The sequence below is a fragment of the Curvibacter cyanobacteriorum genome (assembly GCF_028649475.1).
GTDB lineage: Bacteria > Pseudomonadota > Gammaproteobacteria > Burkholderiales > Burkholderiaceae_C > Curvibacter > Curvibacter cyanobacteriorum.
In genome coordinates, this window is record NZ_JAQSIP010000005.1 from 108,979 (window position 1) to 128,413 (window position 19,435).

14 protein-coding genes are annotated in these 19,435 nt (G+C 68.1%); 9 read left to right on the forward strand and 5 right to left on the reverse strand.

The features are described 5' to 3' along the window. Positions 1-816 (reverse strand): carbon-nitrogen hydrolase family protein, encoded by an 816-nt coding sequence (locus PSQ40_RS12460; RefSeq protein ID WP_273951841.1) that lies wholly within the window; start codon positions 814-816, stop codon positions 1-3. Then, positions 813-4,892: a YhdP family protein gene (locus PSQ40_RS12465; RefSeq protein WP_273951842.1), complete on the reverse strand. Its 4,080-nt coding sequence runs from the start codon at positions 4,890-4,892 to the stop codon at positions 813-815. The genes PSQ40_RS12460 and PSQ40_RS12465 overlap by 4 nt, the downstream gene beginning before the upstream one ends. A 130-nt stretch (positions 4,893-5,022) precedes the next feature. On the opposite strand from PSQ40_RS12465, the gene glnE reads away from it, so the two are divergent. Beyond that, positions 5,023-7,734: a bifunctional [glutamate--ammonia ligase]-adenylyl-L-tyrosine phosphorylase/[glutamate--ammonia-ligase] adenylyltransferase gene (glnE, locus tag PSQ40_RS12470; protein WP_273951843.1), complete on the forward strand. Its 2,712-nt coding sequence runs from the start codon at positions 5,023-5,025 to the stop codon at positions 7,732-7,734. A 49-nt stretch (positions 7,735-7,783) separates the two neighbouring features. On the opposite strand, the gene PSQ40_RS12475 is transcribed toward glnE, so the two are convergent. Next, the gene (locus PSQ40_RS12475) at positions 7,784-8,434 is read right to left on the reverse strand and encodes a DsbA family oxidoreductase (protein WP_273951844.1); all 651 of its coding nucleotides are present in this window, start codon (positions 8,432-8,434) and stop codon (positions 7,784-7,786) included. Between the two features lie 135 nt (positions 8,435-8,569). On the opposite strand from PSQ40_RS12475, the gene PSQ40_RS12480 reads away from it, so the two are divergent. Together PSQ40_RS12480 and PSQ40_RS12485 are read left to right on the forward strand one after the other, a co-directional pair. Continuing rightward, complete coding sequence (locus PSQ40_RS12480; RefSeq protein ID WP_273951845.1) at positions 8,570-9,157, forward strand: IMPACT family protein; 588 nt, start codon at positions 8,570-8,572, stop codon at positions 9,155-9,157. A gap of 152 nt (positions 9,158-9,309) precedes the next feature. Next, positions 9,310-10,527 carry an HD-GYP domain-containing protein gene (locus PSQ40_RS12485; RefSeq protein ID WP_273951846.1) on the forward strand — a complete coding sequence of 406 codons (1,218 nt, stop codon included), beginning with the start codon at positions 9,310-9,312 and terminating at the stop codon, positions 10,525-10,527. A gap of 135 nt (positions 10,528-10,662) precedes the next feature. Here the strand turns inward: PSQ40_RS12485 and PSQ40_RS12490 are convergent, their stop codons facing one another. Together PSQ40_RS12490 and PSQ40_RS12495 are read right to left on the reverse strand one after the other, a co-directional pair. Further along, positions 10,663-11,529, reverse strand: a complete 867-nt coding sequence (locus PSQ40_RS12490; RefSeq protein WP_273951847.1) for a ferritin family protein — start codon at positions 11,527-11,529, stop codon at positions 10,663-10,665. 50 nt (positions 11,530-11,579) lie between these two features. Beyond that, on the reverse strand, positions 11,580-13,151 hold the full coding sequence (locus PSQ40_RS12495; RefSeq protein WP_273951848.1) for a cryptochrome/photolyase family protein: 1,572 nt from the start codon (positions 13,149-13,151) through the stop codon (positions 11,580-11,582). Between the two features lie 194 nt (positions 13,152-13,345). Between PSQ40_RS12495 and PSQ40_RS12500 the strand changes: the two genes are divergently transcribed. The 6 genes from PSQ40_RS12500 (at position 13,346) to PSQ40_RS12525 (ending at position 19,433) form a co-directional block, all read left to right on the forward strand. Further along, entirely contained in the window at positions 13,346-13,957 is a 612-nt protein-coding gene (locus PSQ40_RS12500; RefSeq protein WP_273951849.1) for a glutathione peroxidase, read from the forward strand. Between the two features lie 267 nt (positions 13,958-14,224). Further along, positions 14,225-15,532, forward strand: coding sequence for an NAD(P)/FAD-dependent oxidoreductase (locus PSQ40_RS12505; protein WP_273951851.1), 1,308 nt, complete (start codon positions 14,225-14,227; stop codon positions 15,530-15,532). Beyond that, positions 15,529-16,350 carry a DUF1365 domain-containing protein gene (locus tag PSQ40_RS12510; protein WP_273951852.1) on the forward strand — a complete coding sequence of 274 codons (822 nt, stop codon included), beginning with the start codon at positions 15,529-15,531 and terminating at the stop codon, positions 16,348-16,350. Before PSQ40_RS12505 ends, PSQ40_RS12510 begins: the two co-directional genes overlap by 4 nt. 22 nt (positions 16,351-16,372) lie before the next feature. Further along, positions 16,373-17,602 carry a class I SAM-dependent methyltransferase gene (locus PSQ40_RS12515; RefSeq protein WP_273951853.1) on the forward strand — a complete coding sequence of 410 codons (1,230 nt, stop codon included), beginning with the start codon at positions 16,373-16,375 and terminating at the stop codon, positions 17,600-17,602. Continuing rightward, positions 17,599-18,156, forward strand: coding sequence for a chalcone isomerase family protein (locus PSQ40_RS12520; RefSeq protein WP_273951854.1), 558 nt, complete (start codon positions 17,599-17,601; stop codon positions 18,154-18,156). Before PSQ40_RS12515 ends, PSQ40_RS12520 begins: the two co-directional genes overlap by 4 nt. Continuing rightward, positions 18,153-19,433 (forward strand): MFS transporter, encoded by a 1,281-nt coding sequence (locus tag PSQ40_RS12525; protein WP_273951855.1) that lies wholly within the window; start codon positions 18,153-18,155, stop codon positions 19,431-19,433. The genes PSQ40_RS12520 and PSQ40_RS12525 overlap by 4 nt, the downstream gene beginning before the upstream one ends. Positions 19,434-19,435 lie beyond the last annotated feature (2 nt).

Sequence of the window (19,435 nt, forward strand, 5' to 3'; positions counted from 1 at the left end):
TCACAGCACGCGGTGGGACAAGGCGGGCAACTGCGCCCGGCAACGTTGCAAGGTGGCCCAGTCCAGCTCGGCCAGCACCACGCCCGGGCCCTGGGCTTGCTCGGCCAGCACCTCACCCCAGGGGTCGACCACCAGGCTGTGGCCCCAGGTGTGGCGCCCGTTCTCGTGCACACCCCCCTGGGCGGGGGCCACCACAAAGGCCAGGTTCTCGACCGCGCGGGCCCGCAACAGCAGCGACCAGTGCGCCTCGCCCGTGGTGTAGGTGAAGGCGCTGGGCACCAGCATCAGGTGGGCGCCGTCACGGGCGTAGGCACGGTACAGCTCAGGGAACCGCAGGTCATAGCAGACCGAGAGGCCGATGCGCCAGGTGTGGCCGTCGCGCGAGGGCAGGTCAAAGCAGGCGGGCTGCCGCCCCGCCTCGAGCACGCGCGACTCGTCATAGCGCTCGCGCCCGTTGTCGAAGCAAAACAGGTGGATCTTGTCGTAGCGGCTCACCCAGTCGCCTGCGGGCGACCAGACCAGGCTGCTGTTGGTCACGCGGTCGGCTTGGGCAGTGCTCAGCGGCAGGGTGCCGCCAACGATCCACAGGCCCAACTCGCGCGCACAGGCGGCCAGGTGGTCCTGGATGGGCCCGTGGCCCGGGGCCTCTTGCACCGCCAGCTTGTCGGTGTCGCGCTGGCCCAGCAGGCAGAAGTACTCGGGCAGCACGGCCAGCTCGGCGCCCTGTTCGGCGGCCTGGGTCAGCAGGGCGCGGGCGGCTTGGAGGTTGGCGTCGACCGAGGGGGACGACACCATCTGGAGGGCGGCAACTTTCATGGGTGCAAGGCTCCGGCAGCAGGCGGGGTGGCCTCGCGCGCCGGGCGCTCGACCTTGACGATGCGCGGCTCGGTCCAGCTGCCATCGATGTGGAACTCCTGGGTCGCGGCCTCCATCAGGGGGCGGCGCAGGAACATCTGCGCCAGGAAGGTGCCCAGCCCGATCGCCGGGTTGATGGCGGTGGCCACCAGGGACGCCGTGCCGGCGTTCACCTCGGGCACCACCACGACCTTGAGGTCCTGGGTCTCGCGCGCCAGGTCGGCCGAGCCCTCCATGAAAACCGCCGCGTTGACGCCCTTCATCTGCAGGTTGTTGGTGCTGGCCCGGCCCTGGTCGATGCGCGCGTCGCCCCGCACCAGGTCGAACGAGAAGCCCTGGCTGAACACATCGCGGAAGTCCAGCGTGAGGCGCCGCGGCAGCGCCTGCAGGCTCAGCACCCCAAGCAACTTGGCCAGGCCCGGGTCGGCCTTCAGGAACTGGCCCGACTCCAGCTGGATGTTGATCTGGCCCGCCAGCGTCGGGTAATCCAGCGACAGCGGCGAGCCCAGCCACGCCACCTGCCCCTCCATCGAGCCGTGGCCCTGGCGCACCACGCCCGGCATGCCCAGGCGCGTGAGCAGGTCGCCCGCGTCACGCACCTCCAGGCGGAAGTTCATCACCGTGCGCCGGTGCTCCTGCAAGGACCGGCTCAGGCGCGACACGCCGACCTGGGCCCAGTTGCCGGTGGCGGTGAGGGTGGCTTCGGGGGTGATCAGGTTGAACTTGCTGAGCCGCCATTCGCGCTGGGCGGTGTCACCGCCGCGGTTGACGGCTTCGATCTCGACCCGGCCCAGTCGCTTGCCACGCAACTCGAAGTCATCGACCACGATGTCCAGCGCGGGGATGGTCGACGGCTGCTCGTCGAGCAGGGCCTCGACCTCGCTCTGGGTGCTTTGCGCCAGCTTCAGCCGCGACAGGCGCGCAAACAGGCGCCCCGCCCCGGTACCGCCGGGCGGGCGGTACTCCAGGTAGCCATTGAGCTCCTGGGCGTCGAGGTTGGCGCGCCACATGGCGCCGTCGCGCGTGCCCCCCAGCACCACGTTGTGCAACTGACGCCCGTCGGCCTTGAGCTCACCGGCCCGCACGGCCATGGCGGTGGGCAGGTAGCTTTGCGCCGCCGCCTCGGCGGCGCTGCTGGCGGGGGCGACCGGGTTGGGGCGGACAGGTCCCCCCGCGCGGGTCAGCACATGCTCCCAGGCGTCGAGGTCGAGCTGAGGCAGTTGCACGCTGGCCATCACCCCATGGGCCGGCAGCGGCGCCGATTCGCCCGCGGCCAGACCGATGGCCAGGCTGCCCTGCAGCACGCGGGCCTGCGGCCCCGAGATGTCACGCACGTAATGCACCGCGACCAGGCGGCCCAGCTCGACCAACAACTGGTCCCGCTGGGGCGTGTTGGCAGCGCTGTCGCGCAGCAGGCTGTTGTCAAAGCGCAGCGGCAAGACCGTGTCGGCAGCCTTGGCCAAAGGGGCCGGCAGGTTCAGCGCCAAGCCTTGCAGGCTGCTCTGCACCTGGATCTCGGGTTGCCCCTGGTAGAAGCCCAGCGCCAAGGTGTAAGGCGCGCTGCCCGTCGCGTGTTCGGCCAGCTTGGCGACAAATCCCAGCTCAGCCGCCTGGCGCAGGCCCTCGGCCGAGGCCACCCCAGTGGCGCGGATCTGCACCTGAGGTTCACCCGCGGCGCCGGGACCGGCCGACGGTGCGGGCCGCATGCCGCCGTCAAGCCGGAGGTCGCCGCCCAGCGCGCGGCCTTGCACATTGTTGAGCTGGAAACCGGTCTCCGAGAACGCCAGCTGGCCGCGCAGGCGCGACAAGGCCGGGGCCTGCGGCGAGATGCGCAGGTCGTTGTTGCCGGTGAAGGTCAGGATGCCCTGCACCTTGCTGCGGTCGATCTGGCTGATCGGCAGCGACAGCTTGAGCTTGACCTCGCTGCCCCCCGTGGCGGTGGCCTGGCTCAGGGCCTGGTGGGTCAAACGGCTCAGCGGCGAGCCGTTGATCAGGGCCACCACCTCGGGCAGCGGGCCTTTGACATTCGCGTCGACCCCCACCACGGTGCGCATCAGGTTGGGGATGTCGGCTTCGACGCGGGTGATCTGCAGCTCAGGGTGGCCGGCGAAGCGCGCGCTGGCCCCTTTGACGTACATGCCCAGGCGGTCAAACACCAGTTCGCCTTGCAGGTCGCTGAGCGCGGGCCAGGGGGCCGACCCCGCCGGCAAGACCGACTTGGGCACGTAGTTGAGGGCGGCCTCACGCACGCGGGCGCTGATGCGGAACTCGCCCTGCTTGGGGTTGGCATAGGGCAGGTCATGCAGGTCGCCCTTGATGCGGAACTGGGCGTTGCTGATGCGGCCTGCCGTCACCGCGTCCTGCACATAGTGGCGCACGTCCGCGTCCAGGTGCAGGGGCAGGTAGCGGTGGATGCGGGTGCCATCGGCCTCGCTGACATTCGCGTTCAGGTCGAGCACGCCCGGAAAGCGGCTGCGCGAGGGCGACTGCGCTGGGTCCGAGGTGCGCCATTGAAAGCGGGCCTCGCCACGCAGGTCGGGGTTGGCAAAGCGCAGCTCGTCGACCTTCAGCGCCAGGCGATCGCCCTCGCGTTGCCACTGCAACTGCGCGTCCAACTGATCAACGGGCAGCACCGGGTCCTCGAACACGCCGGGCAGGTCGAGGCGACCGCCCGCCATCTGCAAGCCCGCGCGGCCGCCGGACTGGTTGAGGTCGAAATCCAGGTCCAGCCCCCTGACGCCCGGCAGCCCATCGCGGGCCGTGAGCGACAGCCCGACCACCCGCCCCTTGACGCTGTAGTGCTCGGGGCCGTCCGCCGGCCCTTGCCAGCGGGCCTGCATCGACTGCACCAGACCCTGGGGCGCATGGCGGGCCAGCGCCTGGTGTGTGGCCTCGCCCAGCGGCACGCGGTGGGCAATCTGGCTCAGGGCGGCCAAATCCATGCGGTCGGCCCGGAATTCACCCTGCCCCGGCTGCTTGGGCTGGGGCTGGGTGTAGCTGACAAACACATTGCCCCCAGGCCAACGCAGGCCATCGGCGGTCAGGAACTGCAAACCGCTGGTCGAAAAATCAAACCCGCCCGGCAGGCGGTGGCCGCCCAAGCGGCCCTGCACCGACGTCAGGGCCAGCGGGTCCAAGCCCGGCGCCAGCTGCACATTGACCGAGGCCAGGGCCACGTCGGCCACCGCGCCTGTGAGCTGCCCCTTGGCCACATCGGCCCACAGGCGCAACGCGCCCTGGCCCTGGCTGACTTCAAAGCCCGGGTCGATCTGCTGGCGCAGCCGGGCCACATCCACCCGGGTGAAATGGGCATAGATCTGCCCCGTCCAGTCTTGCCAACGCCCCCGGTGGACGCTGATCAAGGGCTGTCGGAACTGCGCCACCAGGCTGAAGCGGTCGCCCCACAGCGGGGGCGGCGTGGCGTCCAGGCGCGCGATGTGGCGCCGCGGGCTGTTGCGCATGACCAGGTTCAGGTCGGTCAGGGACAGGGTGTCGAGCCCGCGTTGCTCGTCGGTCCAGTGGATGATGCCGCCCGCGATGACCAGCTCCACCTGCGAGAACACCCAGTCGGCGATCCGCCCCCCGTCGCCAGGCGCCCCTTCGACCGCCAGCCCGGCCACGTGCAGGCGCCCGTCGCGGCTGCGCCGCACCTCCAACTCGGGGCGTTCAACGTAGAGCTGCTGGAAACCCAGGTGCCACAGCGAGCGCGGCGACAGCGCCGCCACCACATGCGGCAGGATCAGCGCGTCGCGCCCTTCGGCGTCGGACAGGGTGATGTCCTCGAGCTCGAAAGTGGGGATCAAGCCCTCGCTGCGGGCACTGATTTGACCGATGTGCACCGGTAGCCCTAGAACCCGGCTGGCCTGCCGCTCCAGCAAAGGACGGAACTCGGCAATCCGGGGCACAATCCAGCCGTGCAGCGCACCCCAGGACAGCGCCAGCACCAACCAGAAGGCCAGCAGCACCCGCAAAGTCCACCGCGCCAGGGCTGAGGCGAACTTCAGTCCTCGGGTAGGGATGGGCAGGGTGTCGTTCATGTGGCTGGTTGAATGTGGCAGGAATTATGACCCGCAGCGAAAGCGGGGTCGGCAGCGACCCCATGAAGATATGTGAATCAAAGCAGCGACCCGCGGGTCGCTTGCTGGCGTGCCCTGAAGGCCTTTGACCATGCAGCCCTTAGCCGAAAAATCCCGACTGGTGCAACGCCTGCGCCGCCGCTACGAGAACCTGTTGCATCTGTTGCCGCCGGGGCCGCCCACCCGGGCCACGATGGCGGAGGCCCTGAGCGCCCTGCGCGAACGCCAATACGACACCAGCGCCGCCCTGCGCGTGCTGCGCCAGCTGGTGATGGAACGCCTGGTGGTGCTGGACTGCGAGCAACAGGCCGCACTGAGCACCGTGACCCGCGCGGTCACCGAACTCGCCGAACTGGCACTGGACGTGGCCTGCACCGAAGTCCAGCAAGAGCTGGACAGCCGGCACGGTGCGCCGCTGGCACCCAACGGCCAGCGTGCCGAGCTGTGGGTGATCGGCATGGGCAAGCTGGGGGCGCGCGAACTCAATGTGTCCAGCGACATCGACCTGATCTATGTCTATGACCACGACGGAGAGACCGCCGGTCTGGCCGACGGGCGCGGGCGCATCACCCACCACGAGTACTTTGCGCGCGCCGTGCGCATGATCTTCGCGCTGATTGGCGACACCACCGAACACGGCTTTGTGTTCCGCGTCGACCTGGCGCTGCGCCCCAACGGCAACTCGGGCCCGGCCGCGGTGTCTTTGTCGGCGCTTGAAGAGTACTTTCAGGTGCAGGGCCGCGAATGGGAACGCTTTGCCTGGCTCAAGAGCCGCGTCATCGCCCCGCGCGCCTGCCTGGCCAACCCCGGCGTGCAGCAGCTGCGGGGCGTGGTGCTGCCCTTTGTGTTCCGGCGCTACCTCGACTACAGCGTGTTCGAAGCGCTGCGCATCCTGCACCGCCAGATCCGCGAACACGCGGCGCGGCGCAGTGCGGGCCACCCTGAGCGGGCCAACGACGTCAAGCTGTCACGTGGCGGCATCCGCGAGATCGAGTTCACCGTGCAACTGCTGCAGGTGGTGCGCGGCGGCCAATACCCCGAGCTGCGCTGCCGCCCCACGCTGGAGGCGTTGCAACGCCTGGCCCGCGCCGGCCTCATGCCCAGCGAAACCGCCGAGGCGCTGGCCCGCGCCTACACCTTCCTGCGCCGGGTGGAACACCGCATCCAGTACCTCGACGACCAGCAAACCCACCTGCTGCCGACCCAGGACGACGACCTGAAATGGGTGGCGCAGACCCTGGGCTTTGACAACTACTGCCCGTTCCTGCACGAACTGGACGCCCACCGCGAACTCGTGGCGCAGGAGTTCGACATCCTGTTGGGCCAGAGCGACGGGCAAAAAACCTGCCGTGGTGGCGGCTGCGGCGGCCCCAAAGGCGGCCAGCCGCCGGCCGAGATCGAAGGCTTGCTGGAGCAACTGCCCGAGCGCCTGCGCGAGCGCCTGGAGCTGTGGCGCGAGCACCCGCGCGTGCTGGCCCTGCGCGAGGACGTGCGGGCCCGCCTGATCCGCCTGATCCAACGCAGCAGCCTGTGGGTGCGCGAAGGTCGGGTCACCGAAGCCTCCGCGCTGCAACTGGTCAACTGGCTCGAACCGCTGCTGCGCCGCGAGAGCTACCTGGCGATGCTGCTCGAACGCCCCGCGGTGCACGAGCGCCTGATGCACCTGCTGGGGGCGGCCCGCTGGCCGGCCCGCTACCTGCTGCAACACCCCGGCGTGATCGATGAACTGGCCAGTGACGCGATGTTCAGCGAACGCTTCAACGCGGCCGAGTTCAAGGACGAGCTGTCGCGCCGCATCGGCTCGCTGCGCTCCACCGGCGAGGACGACGAGGAAACCCTGCTCAACCTGCTGCGCCGCGCCCACCATGCGGAAACCTTCCGCACGCTGGCCCGCGACGTCGAGGGCCGCCTGAGCGTCGAGCAGGTGGCCGACGACCTGAGCCTGCTGGCCGACACCCTGTTGCAGATCACCGTGCGCTGGTGCTGGGAGCGGCTGAAGAACCGCCACCGCAGCGACGCCGACCTGCCGCAGTTCGCCATCATTGGCTACGGCAAGCTGGGGGGCAAGGAGCTGGGCTACGGCAGCGACCTCGACATCGTGTTTGTCTACGAAGACGAGGACGAGCGCGCACCCGAGGTGTTTGCCGCCTTTGTGCGCAAGCTCATCAACTGGCTCAGCGTGAAGACCGGCGAGGGCGATCTGTACGAGATCGACACCGCGCTGCGCCCCAACGGCAACTCGGGCCTGCTGGTGACCACCTTCGAGGCCTATGCCAAATACCAGGCCCAGCGTGGCAGCAACACCGCCTGGACCTGGGAACACCAGGCCATGACCCGGGCCCGGTTCGTGCTGGGCAGCCCAGCATTGCAAGCGCGCTTTGACGCCGTGCGCGAGGCCGTGATCACCGCCCCGCGCGACGCCCAGGCGCTGCGCCAGGAGATCGTCACCATGCGCGAACGGGTGCGCAGCGCGCACCCCGTGCGACCCGGGCAGTTTGACGTCAAACACAGCGTCGGCGGCATGGTGGACGCCGAGTTCGCCGTGCAGTACCTGGTGCTGTCGCAGTCGGGCCAGCACCCCGAGCTGCGCGCCAACGTGGGCAACATCGCGCTGCTGCAACGCGCCGAAGCCACCGGCCTGCTGCCCCCTGGCGTGGGCGAGGGCGCCGCGGCGGCCTACCGCGAGCTGCGCCGCATCCAGCACCAGGCGCGCCTCAACGAAGAACCGACCCAGGTCGACCCCGCGCAGGTGAAAGCCGAGCGCGAGGCGATCGAGGCGCTCTGGAGCGCGGTTTTCAAGTGAGGTTCATCGGCGGTCGGGGCCCGGCCCCGCCCCCTACCAGGCCTGGCGCTCAGCCCGCGGCAGCGATCTGGCGCAAGGCCTGCTCGAACACCTCGGGGGGCTGACCGCCCTGGATCAGGTGCCGGTCGTTGATGATCACCGCAGGCACCGAATGGATGCCGTGCTGCTGGTAGAAGGCCTCCTGGGCCCGCACCTCGTCGGCAAACTCGTCACTGGCCAGGATGGCCTGCGCGCGCTGCGGGTCCAGCCCCACCGAGGTGGCCAGCTCGACCAGCACCGCCGGGTCGGACGGGTTGCGACCGGCACCGAAGTAAGCATCGAACAGCGCCTTCTTGAGCGCCAGCTGACGCCCCTCGCCCTCGGCCCAATGCAGCAGGCGGTGGGCGTCGAAGGTGTTGTAGATGCGGTCGCGGGCCGCCATGTTGAAGGCAAAACCCACCGAGGCACCACGCTGGCGGATGGCCTCACGGTTGGCGGCACTTTGCTCGGGGGTGGCGCCGTACTTTTCAGCCAGGTGCTCGGTGATGTCCTGGCCTTCGGGGCCCATCTGCGGGTTCAGCTCAAAGGGCTGGAAATGCAACTCGGCCTGCACCTCGCCATCCAGGCGCTGCAGGGCCGTCTGCAGCCCGTTCAGGCCAATGGCGCACCAGGGGCAGGACACATCGGAAACAAAGTCAATTTTCAGGGCAGCAGCGGTCATGGGGCCTCACAGCAAGGGGTGGCGCCCAGTCAGCGCCAAAAGGGATCGAATGGCCGCATGGTAGGGGAAAGCGCGGCGGGCTGCAGCGCCCGGTCGGCACGGCACGGTGCCGGCTCGGGTTAAGCTCCGGGCGCCATGCCCCAGACCCTTGCCGCGCCCGCCCACGCTGAACTGATCATCAAGAAGAGCCGCTTCATCTGCTGCGTCCAGCCCATGAGCGACCGCAGCGCAGCCCAGGCGGTGGTGCAACAGTTGCGCGCCGAACACCCCGGCGCCGCCCATGTGTGCTGGGCCTTGCTGGCGGGTGGGCAGTCGGCGGCGGTGGACGATGGCGAACCCGGGGGCACCGCGGGCCGCCCCATGCTCGATGTGCTGCGCCACCAAGACCTCGAGGGCGTGCTGGCCACGGTGGTGCGTTACTTTGGCGGCGTCAAGCTCGGCGCCGGCGGGCTGGTGCGGGCCTACACCGACAGCGTGGCCCAGGCGCTGCTGGCCGCCCCCAAAGTGAAGCTGGAGAAATGGAGCGCGTTGCGCTGCAGCGTGCCCTATGCGCTTGAGGGCACGCTGCGCCGCGAGCTGGAGGCCGCGCAGGCCGAGCTGCTCGACGTGCAACACGGCAGCGTGGTGGTGGCCCACTGGCGCTTGCCCGCATCGCGTGAATCGGCCCTGGTCGCCCGCTTGCAGGAGATCGGCCAAGGCCGGCTGGCCTGGCTGGAAACCTGAGTGCCCCGGGCGGACGCTCGACCTGTCTCAGTGAAGCGATGCAAAATTCATACAAATTGAGACAAAAAATTGGGCTCAACGGCTTGACAGCCGAGTCACCGTGCGAACGGGTGCCTCTCCAAGAGCCAAAAACCTCATAATCAATTTCGATCATGAAGCTCGTCAAGCTCGACCTCGAAACCATCCCCCTGGGCTACCCACTGCCTTTTGTGCTGCGCAGCAGCACCGGCGTGTTGTTGGCCCAGAAGGGCTATGTGGTGCAGTCCAAAGAAGAGCTGCAGGCCATGGCCATGCGGGGGCTGAACCTGTGCGTGGACACCGACGAGTCCGGCGACAGCCACCGGGCCTATGTCAGCAAGCTGCACGCCATGGTGCGCGAGGGCAAGACCCTGGGCACGATCGCCTCAACCCAGTTCATCACCGACGGCAAGGGCCCCGAAAGCACCGCCCCGACCATCACCGACCCCAGCCGGCGCCCCAACTGGCATGACATCCAGGTGCGCGCCAACGGCATGCTGCGCAACCCCGACAGCAGCGGCTTCATGACCCGCCTGTTCCAGTTGCACGCCGACCTGATGCTGCTGATGCAGCGCCAGACCGACGCCACCCTGTTCGCGCTGATGCACCTGTCCGCCAGCGAGACCCGCATGTACAGCGCCACCCACGCGATGCTGGTGTCGGTGGTCTGCATGTTGGCGGCGCGCAACGTGCTCAACTGGACCGAAGACCAGGTCAGCTGCCTCGGCAAGGCCGCGCTGACCATGAACATCAGCATGACCGAAATGCAGGACCAGTTGGCGCAGCAAGCCCAGCCGCTGACCAACCTGCAGGTGCAGACCATCGAAACCCACTCGGCCCAGTCGGTCGAACTGCTGAAGAAACTGGGCGTCGAAGACCCCGACTGGCTGGAGGCGGTGGCGCACCACCACGACCGCAAGCCCGGCCCCCTGGGGACACGGCCGATTGCCCAGCAGATGGCGCGGCTGATCCAGCGCGCCGACATTTTTGGCGCCCGCATGGCGCCGCGCGCCACGCGCTCGCCGCTGCCGTCGACCGCGGCCATGCAAGGCAGCTACTTTGACGAAGAAAAGAAAGTCGACGAAGCCGGCGCCGCCCTGATCAAGGCCGTGGGCATGTACGCGCCCGGTTCCTACGTGAAGCTGGCGTCGGGCGAGATCGCCGTGGTGACCAAGCGCGGTCAGACCCCCAGCACGCCACGCGTGGCGGTGCTGCTCAACCGCCAGGGCATGGCCACCGCCGAACCCACCGCACGGGACACCGCCCAGGCCAACTTCAAGGTCACCAGCGGGGTGCCGGTGCGCGAGGTCAAAACCCACCTGCCCCTGGAGCGCCTGCTGACCCTGATGTAGGCGCGCGGGTCCGGCCCAGCCAAGCCGCCCCCAAGCCAAACAAAACGGCCCGCGAAGGGCCGTTTTGCTGGGGCGCGTCGCGCAGCGTGAAACCCGCGGCGCCAGGGGACTGTGCAGCCCCCGGGTCGACTTGGATCAGACCGGCTGAACGCCGGCCACCGGCACCGCGGGCGCCAGGCTGGCGGCCAGCTCCTTGCGGTAGCGGTTGAGTTCCTGCACGCTCTTGAAGCTGCGGTCCATCAGCAGGCTCATGTTGTGCAGGATGCGGTCCACGACCTTGGTTTCCCACACGGCGTCGAAATTGATCTGCTTGTCCAGCCAGTGCTCCAGCCACTCGGGGTTGGGCAGGCGGCTCTGGATGGTGTCACGCGGGAACAGGTCCTTGTTGACGTGCAGATTGGTGGGGTGCAGCGCTTGCGCGGTGCGGCGGGCGCTGGCCATCAGCACGCCAACCTTGGTGAAGGCGGCCTTGGCTTCGTTGCCAAAGTTGTTGATGGCGCGCTTCATGTAACGCAGGTAAGCGCCCCCGTGGCGGGCTTCGTCCTGGCTCAGCGTGGTGTAGATCTGCTTGATCACGGGCTCGGTGTGCCACTCGGAGGCACGGCGGTACCAGTGGTTGAGGCGGATTTCGCCGCAGAAATGCAGCATCAGGGTTTCCAGGGCCGGGGCCGGATCGAACTCGAAACGGATCTCATGCAGCTCTTGCTCGGTGGGCACCAGGTCCGGGCGGAAGCGGCGCAGGTACTCCATCAGCACCAGCGAGTGCTTTTGCTCCTCGAAGAACCAGATCGACATGAAGGCCGAAAAATCGCTGTCACCCCGGTTGTCGCGCAGGAACATCTCGGTGGCCGGCAGCGCCGCCCACTCGGTGATGGCATTCATCTTGATGGTCTGAGCCTGCTCGTCTGACAGCTTGGAGGCATCGAACTGGTCCCACGGAATGTCCTTGTCCATGTCCCAGCGGACGGACTCGAGTTGCTTGAAAAGTTCAGGGTAGAGCATGGCGATCTTTCGTTATTCCCCCAATTTTAAGGGCTAGGCTCAAAAAATCCTTACAAATCATCGAGATGGTCAAGGACATCGGCCGCGGTTTGGTTTATACGCAGCCGCTCCTCGGGGCTCAATCGTGCGGTGCTCTTGACCATCAGGGCGGTGCGGGGGTTGCGCGCCAGTTCGTCGGCGTGGCGCAACAGAAAGTGCCAATACAAGGTGGTGACCGGGCAGGCGCGCGGGCCGGTGCGCTGGGCGGGGTCGTAGGCACAGCCCTGGCAGTAGTTGCTCATGCGCTTGAGGTACTGACCGCTGGCGATGTAGGGCTTGCTGGTGAAGCGCGGACCAGTGGCATGCAGGGCCATGCCCACGGTGTTGGGCAACTCGACCCACTCGACCGCGTCCACGTACATGGCCAGGTACCAGTCGCTGACCTGGCGCGGTTCGATCTCGGCCAGCAGGGCGAACTGGCCGGTCACCATCAGGCGCTGGATGTGGTGGGCATAGCCGTGGGTGAGGGTTTGCTGCACAACTTCGCGCTGGCAGGCCATGCGGGTCTGGCCGGTCCAGTACCAGGCGGGCAGGGCACGGTGGTGGTCAAAGTGGTTGGCTTCGGCCATCTGCGGCATGTCGAGCCAGTACAGGCCGCGGATGAACTCGCGCCAGCCCAGCACCTGCCGGATGAAGCCCTCGACGCTGGCCAGCGGCAGGTGCTGCTCACGCCAGGCGGCCTCGGCGGCGGCAATCACTTCGCGCGGGTCCAGCAAGTGCAGGTTCAAGGCCACCGACAACAGCGAATGCCAGCCCCAGGGCGTGCCGGTCCACATGGCATCCTGATACGGGCCAAACGGCGCCAATCGCACGCTGATGAAGCGCTCCAGCGCCTCCAACGCCTGGGCGCGCGTGACCGGCCAGACAAAATGGGCCAGGTCACCCGGGTGGTCCGGGAACAGCTCGGCCACCAGGGTCAGCACCTGCTCGGTGATGCGGTCCGGGGCAAACAACTCGGGGGCCGCAATCGGGCCCGGCCCCGAGGCCGGGAAGCCCTGGCGGTTGTCGCTGTCGTAGTTCCATTGGCCGCCGGCCGGGTCACGGCCCTCCATCAGCACCCCGTGGCGGCGCCGCATGTCGCGGTAGAAGAACTCCATGCGCAGCGTCTTCTTGCCCTGCGCCCAGCGCGCGAACTCGGTGCGCGAGCACATGAAATGCGGGTCTGCGAAGAGCTCAAGGTCCACCCCCAGGTCGTCGGCCAGCGCCTGGGCCGACGTCAGCGTGCGCCAGTCGCCAGGCTCACACAGGCGCAAGACCCGGGGCTGCAGCGACTGCAGCACGCGCTGCGCGCGCCCGGCCAGGCTGGGCTCGTCGGCCATGTCGGTCAGGCGCACATAGGTGTAGGCCCAGCCGAGTCGGTGCACGTCGTTGCAGAAATGCCGCATCGCGGACAGGAAGACGGCGATGCGGGCGCGGTGGTTCCAGACCGCGCGGGCCTCGCCTGGCGCCTCCACCATCAGCACATGGTCGGTGGCCGGGTTGAAGTCCACCAACGCCGGGTGGCCCATCCACAACTGGTCGCCCAACACCCACACCACCCGCTGCGGGCGGGTCCAGGCTGGGGCACTGCGGTCAGGGCTCATGCACACCTCCTGGCCTGCGGGCGGCTTGAGGGCCCCCGTCGGCGAATCTGACAACAAGCATCAAAGCGCATGGCAAAAGACAGGGTCAATGAAGTGGCGCAAAAAATACCGACTAGTATTCAAACAATACTAAGCAGTATACTAGCGAGGAGATAAAAAGAGATCTTTCCCTCCACCACGGATCCGAGGCCTGCATGCGACACCCACTCTACGCTTCCTTGCTGCCTTTGGCACTCTGCCTGCTACCGCTGGCCAGCGCTCACGCGGCCACGCCGCCAGCCCCGACCGCCGCAGCCCCTGGCCCCGCGGCAGGCGCCGACGCAGCGTGCCCCAGCTTGCTGCAACACACCTTCCCGCGCCTGCAAGACGAAAAGCCCCAGGCGCTGTGCCAGTACAAGGGCAAGGTCTTGTTGGTGGTCAACACCGCGAGCTACTGCGGTTTCACGGGCCAGTACAAAGGACTCGAAGCCCTGCATGCGCGCTTCAAGGACCAGGGCCTCGTGGTGCTGGGCTTCCCGTCCAACGACTTTTCGCAGGAAACCGGCAACAACCAGCAGATTGCCGAGTTCTGCGAAAACACCTTCGGGGTGAAGTTCCCGATGTTCGCCAAGAGCAGCGTTGCCGGCGCCCAGGCTTCGCCGTTCTACAAGCAGCTGGCCCAGATCTCTGGCCAGACCCCACGCTGGAACTTCTACAAATACGTGATCAACCGGCAAGGCCAGGTGGTCGGGAGCTACTCAAGCATGACCGGCCCCGACGACAAAGCCCTGCTCAAAACCCTGCAACGTGAGTTGGCCGCCCCCTGAGGCGATGGAGACTTTTGCCATGCCCCTTGTGCTTTACGGGAAATTAACTTCAAGTTCCTGGAACTTTTGGTCTGCAGCCCCACTCTACCGCTCACTGAAAACCTCTGGTTGGCAGTGTCTTTCGATGTTGCGAAGCCTTCTGGCGCCGTGTGGCCCGGATGAAATCCTGAAACGCTTCTCCTCCTCCCTCCCTCCCTCCTTCGTTTCGGGGCGCTTCGCAACACTTTTCTTCCCCCCGCTCCGGGCCACCCCGGCATGGAGGCTCGCATGAGAGTCGCCATTGTGGGTTCGGGTGTCTCGGGCCTGGCCGCTGCCCACACGCTGCGAGGCCATGCAGATGTCACCCTGTTTGAGGCCGGCAGCTACTTTGGGGGCCATGCCCACACGGTCGACGTGACGCTGCCCACCGCACGCGGTGAGGTCACGCACGGCGTGGACACCGGTTTTCTGGTCTACAACGAGCGCACCTACCCGCAGCTGATCAGCCTGCTGGCCGAACTCGGCGTGGCCACCGCGCCGTCGGACATGTCGTTCTCGGTCCAGGTGCCCGATGCGCTGGGCCCGGGGCGCAAGCTTGAATGGAGCGGTTCCAACCTGTCGACGGTGTTTGCGCAACGCGGCAACCTGCTGAACCGCCGCTTCCTGGGCATGCTGGCTGACCTGCTGCGCTTCAACCGACTGACCACCCAGATCGCACAGAACGGCGAAGAGTCGGCGCTGATGCAGCCGCTGGAAGACTTTCTGCGCCAACACCGCTTCGGCGACGCGTTCCGTGACTGGTATTTCCTGCCGATGCTGGGCTGCATCTGGAGCTGCCCCACCGACCAGATGCTGCGCTTCCCGGTCGCCACGATGATCCGGTTTTGCTACAACCACGGCCTCATCCAGGTCAGCAACCGGCCCGCCTGGCACACGGTCAGTGGCGGCTCGCGTCACTACGTGGACAAGATCACGGCCGGCATTGCCGACAAGCGCCTGAACACCCCGGTGCAGCTGATCGAGCGCGATGCCGCGGGCGTGCGCATCGTCACCGAAGGCCGCGCCGAGCGCTTTGACCGCCTGATCCTCGCCACCCACTCCGACCAGGCCCTGAGCCTGCTGCGCGACGCCAGCGGCCCCGAGCGCGACGTGCTGGGCGCCATCAGCTACCAGCCCAACCTCGCGGTGCTGCACACCGATGCGCGCGTGCTGCCCCAGCGCCGCAGCGCCTGGGCCGCCTGGAACTACGAGCGTGCGCAAGACAACTCACGCGAATCCGCCCGTGTCTGCCTGCACTACCTGCTCAACAAGCTGCAACCGATGCCGTTCGAGCAGCCGGTGCTGGTGTCGCTGAACCCGGTGCAAGACATTGACCCGGCCCAGGTGCTGGGCCGCTACGAGTACGCGCACCCGGTGTTTGACCAGGCCGCCATCCGCGCCCAGCAGCGCGTGCCCGAATTGCAGGGCCAGCAGCACACCTGGTTCTGCGGCGCCTGGACCGGCTACGGCTTCCACGAGGACGGTCTCAAGTCCGGCCTGCAAGCGGCGCGTCAACTGATTCAGAGCCTGCCGCAACGGCAAGCGCAGGCGGCATGAACCTGAGCCGCGTCCCGCCGTCCCACCCCGCGGGCCCGGCCCCGGGGACGCCAGACGAGCGCCCCCTGCTGGGCTTCGGCCAGGTGCGCCACACCCGCTTGCGGCCCGCACACAACGCCTTCGCCTACCCGACCTTTTTTGTCATGCTGCCGATGCGCGGCGCGGGCCTGCACGACAGCGCCCTGGCCATCAACCGGCCTGCTGCGCTGAGCTTTTTTGACCGCGACCATGGCGATGGCCGCCCGCCCGAGCAGGGTGGGGCGCTGGCCTGGCTCGACGAGCTGCTGGCGGCCGAAGGCATCGATGACGCCGATGGGCAGGTCTGGTTGCACTGCTACCCGCGCGTGCTGGGCTACACCTTCAAACCGGTGAGCTTCTGGTACTGCCACCAGCGCGATGGCCGCCTGCGCGCCATCGTGGTCGAGGTCAACAACACCTTCGGTGAACGCCACTGCTACCTGCTCGACCAGCCGGCCTGGGGCCGCGAACTGACGGCGCGCAAGGTGTTCCATGTGTCGCCGTTCTGCGCCATCAGCGGGGGCTACCGCTTTCGCTTCATGCGCACCCACCAGGCCGGCCAGGAGCGCACCGTGGTGCGCATCGACCACGACGACGAACTCGGTCCGCTGATCCAAACCAGCGTCAGCGGCCGCCTCGAACCCATCACCCGCGCCAGCCTGCGCCGCGCCCTGTGGGGCTACCCCCTGATGACGCTGGGCGTGATGGCCCGCATCCACCTGCAAGCGCTCAAGCTGTGGCTCAAGCGCGTGCCTTTCCACCGCCAGCCCAAGGCCCCCGACGCCTTTGTGAGCCGTTGAACCCCACCCCAACGACACCGCCATGAACAGCAGCACCGCCACCACCCGCTTCGCCCTGCCGCAGGGCACCCCCGCGGCCGCCCGCACGGCCATCCGATTGCTGCAACGCCTGCAGCATGGGTCACTGACCGTGCAGTTTCCAGACGGCACGCTGCAGCACTTTGGCAACGGCGACGGGCCGGCGGCGGCCATGACCCTGCGCAACTGGCAGGTGTGCCACGCGGCGCTCAAGTCGGGTGACATCGGCTTTGCCGAAAGCTACATCGCCGGCGACTGGACCACCCCCAACCTGACCGAGTTGCTGAAGGTCTTCCTGGCCAACCGCCAGCATGTGGACGACGTGATCTACGGCAGCTGGGCCGGGCGCCTGCTGTACCGCATCAAGCACCTGCTGCACCGCAACACGCGCAGCAACAGCCGCAAAAACATCCACGCCCACTACGACCTGGGCAATGCGTTCTACGAGCTGTGGCTGGACGACACCATGAACTACTCATCGGCCTGGTTCGAGGGCGGCGCGGCCACCCAGGGCATGCGCGAGGCCCAGCACGCCAAAGTGCGCCGCGCCCTGCGCATGGCGCGCGTCGAGCCGGGCCAGCGGGTGCTGGAGATCGGCTGCGGCTGGGGCGCCCTGGCCGAGATGGCCAGCACCGAATTCCAGGCCTCGGTGACCGGCGTCACGCTGTCCACCGAGCAACTCGACTTTGCCCGCCAGCGCATGCAGCGCCTGGGCGTGGCCGACCGCGCCGACCTGCGCCTGCAGGACTACCGTGACATCCAGGACGCGCCGTTCGACGCCATCTGCTCGATCGAAATGATCGAAGCCGTGGGCCGCGAATACTGGCCCACCTACTTCGAGACCGTGAACCGCCTGCTCAAGCCCGGCGGCCGCGCCTGCATCCAGAGCATCGTGATCGACGACGCGCTGTTCAACCGCTACATCAACTCGACCGACTTCATCCAGCAGTACATCTTCCCGGGCGGCTGCCTGCCCTGCCCGCGCGAGTTCCGCCGCGCCGCCGAGGCCGCAGGCCTGCAGGTCGAGGACAGCTTCGCCTTTGGCCAGGACTACGCGCTGACGCTGCAACACTGGCGCGATCGCTTCCTGGCCCAGCGCAGCCGCATCCAGCAACTGGGCTTTGACGAGCGCTTCATGCACATCTGGGAGTTCTACCTCGCCTACTGCGAGGCCGGCTTCGCGATGGGCAGCATCGACCTGGTCCAGTACACCCTGGTCAAGCCACAGCCATGAGCCCACGCCGCGTCAGCCGCCGCCGTTTCCAGCAGCACCTGGCCCTGGGCCTGACCGGCCTGGCCGTGGGCGCCCGGGCGCAGGCCCCCGTCAGCGAGCCCCCCTTGCCCGGGGTGAGGGCCGCCGGCACAGCCACCATGCGCTTCCTGGGCCTGGAGATTTACCAGGCCCGGCTCTGGCTCAGCCCGGGCTTCCAGGCCGAGCAGTACGCTGAGTTGCCGCTGGCCCTCGAGCTGCAGTACCAACGCGACTTCACGGGGGCGGCCATCGCCAAACGCTCGCTCGACGAGATGAAGCGCATCGGCGACTTCAGCCCCGAGCAAGGCACGCGCTGGCTGCAGCAGCTGCAGGCACTGCTGCCCGATGTGAAACGTGGTGACCGCCTGATGGGCCTGCACCAGCCCGGCGTGGGGGCCACCTTCAAGATGGACGGCCGGGCCATCGGCAGCGTCAACGACCCGGTGTTCTCGCGCCTGTTCTTTGGCATCTGGCTGTCTCCGGCCACCTCGGAGCCCAAGCTGCGTCAAGCCTTGCTCAGCCAGGCCAGCCCATGAACACCCCCCACTGGCGCTGGCAGCACGGGCTGAGCTATGGCCTGCTGGGCCTGCCCCTGGCCTTTGTGGCCCTGCCCCTGTATGTGCTGCTGCCCAACCACTACGCACGCGAATTCGGTGTGCCGCTGGCCAGCCTGGGCGCGCTGCTGCTGGGCGCGCGGCTGCTCGACGCACTGATCGACCCGGGCCTGGGCCGGCTCAGCGACCGCCTGTTCCAGCGCTCGGTGCATGCGGTGTGGCACAGCGCGACCGGCGCTTCGGTGCTGCTGGCGCTGGGCATGGTGGGGCTGTTTTTCCCGCCCACGCTGTCGGCCGACGGTCTGCTGGTGTGGGCCGGTGCCCTGTTGATGCTGACCTACGCCGCCTACAGCCTGTTGAGCATTGCCCACCAGTCCTGGGGCGCCCGACTGGGCGGCACCGAAGTGCAGCGCAGCCGCATCGTGGCGTGGCGCGAAGGCGCTGGCCTGCTGGGCGTCTTGCTGGCCTCGGTGCTGCCCACGCTGGCCGGCTTGCCCGCCTTGCTGGGAGCCCTGGCCCTGGGCCTGTGGCTGGGTGGCTGGGCCTGGCGCCACGCACCGCAACCCGAACGCGAAGCCCTGCAAGACGACCCGGGCGCCAGCCTGTGGCAGCCCTGGCAGCAGCGCGGTTTCAGGCACCTGTTGGGGGTCTTCATGCTGAACGGCATCGCCAGTGCGGTGCCCGCCACCCTGGTGCTTTTTTTCGTGCAGGACCGGCTGCAGGCCAGCGCCGCCCAAGAGCCGCTGTTCCTGGGCGTCTACTTCCTGTGCGCCGCCGTGTCGATCCCGCTGTGGCTGCGCGCGGTGGGCCGCTTCGGGCTGGCGCGCAGCTGGCTGGGCGGCATGCTCTTGTCGGTCAGTGTGTTTGCCAGCGCGGCCACTTTGGGCGCTGGGGACAGCCTGCCGTTCTTGGCGGTGTGCGCCCTCTCGGGCCTGGCCCTGGGCAGCGATCTGGCCCTGCCCGGGGCCCTGCTCGCAGGGCTGATCCAACAGGCTGGCGTGGGCCCGGCCCAGACCGGCCGCTATGTCGGCTGGTGGAACTTCGCCACCAAACTGAACCTGGCCCTGGCCGCCGGCTTGGCCCTGCCGCTGCTGGGCCTGCTGGGCTACCAGCCGGGCAGCCGCAGCGAGGCGGGGCTGCAAGCCCTGTCGTTGGCCTATGCCGTGCTGCCCTGCGGGCTCAAGCTGCTGGCGGCCCTGTGCCTGTATGCCCTGATCGTGCGGCCTGCGGCCGCCGCCGTCCCCCCTCAGTCCCCCTAGGA